Annotated in this window: 1 rRNA gene; it reads right to left on the bottom strand. The window is 47.3% G+C overall.

Going from position 1 to position 1,159, the window contains the following annotated elements:
- Window positions 1–1,081 precede the first annotated feature (1,081 nt).
- Window positions 1,082–1,159, bottom strand: a 5S ribosomal RNA gene (rrf, locus tag PsAD5_RS28840); the annotation flags it as partial.

The raw sequence follows: 1,159 nt of genomic DNA, 5'->3' as shown, positions 1-1,159 counted from the left end.
CATTCGCGGGTGTTCTGAAAAACGTAAACTAAGTCAGCTATTCCGTAACAGCGTCTTGTTACCAAGACACTCGCGAATAACCGCCGTCCACGTTTCTCTTTCTTCTTCCGTATTCAATTGTCAATGAGCAGAGACTTTCGCCTCAATATCCAGACTTACAAGACCTCTTAAAAACCCCGTAAATCCTTCTGTTTTTGTGCCTCCAGAACCGCGCCTCAGTGGCCCGCCCCGGTGGCGTGAAGCGGGTTATAGGGATACCAGACCGACCCGTCAACACGCAAACTCCAAAAAAACAAAACAATCGGGCAAAAACTAAAATTCAAACAATTCAATAACTTCATATATCAACCCACATACCACCACCAGACACCCAAAAACCCCAGAAACAAGCCAATAACAACCAGCCAAAACACCAAAAATTAACAAAACCAAAATTTGCACAGACACTGGGAAAAAACACACACCAATCAAGACCACCCCAAAACACACAAAACCTGGCTAACAAAGAACCTCACCGAACAGCACAGAACTCCAAGAGCAACAATGAGAGATGGAGACACACAAGAGAACATGACGAAGCGCAGACAGAGACCCTGGCATCAAACATCCCACACCACCTCCTCTTACAGCTAGCGTCAGAGTGCTGAACAAGCCAAGGTTGGAGCCAAAGAGATCAGCGTCACCAATCAGAGGCAAACATTGAAAGGAGAGAGGTAAGAGAAATGGCGCGCGATAATTGAATAATCAGTCAGCCTCATAACAGAGCCGTGCCCCAAAGAGAGGCTCAAAGCACTTCTTACATCGAGGAAGACCATAAGCTTCAAGGATATTCTTCGATCAGGTGGCCTAGCAACCCAGGGGATCACCAGCCATAGAGGCCAACTGTTGGGTGTATATTCGGTGCTAAGGGAGTGTTTTAATTCTTGGCAGGCTGAGGCTCATCTCTCGGCTCTCCCCTTCTAGCTAGGAAAGCTTCCGTTAGAACGCAAAAAAGCCCCCATGCATTATGCATTGGGGGCTTTTTGTCTGATATGTTTGTTCTGTTTTATTTTGTAGAGATTTGTCGGTGTGTATTATTCATGCCCGGCGGCGCCCTACTCTCCCGCGTCTTAAGACGAAGTACCATTGGCGCAGGGGCGTTTCACTTCCGAGTTCGGGA

Origin of the sequence: Pseudovibrio sp. Ad5, from assembly GCF_001623095.1 — a bacterium.
In the GTDB taxonomy this organism is placed as follows: Bacteria; Pseudomonadota; Alphaproteobacteria; order Rhizobiales; family Stappiaceae; genus Pseudovibrio.
Note: the sequence above shows the minus strand (reverse complement) of the source record. Positions and strands in the feature narration are given on the sequence as shown.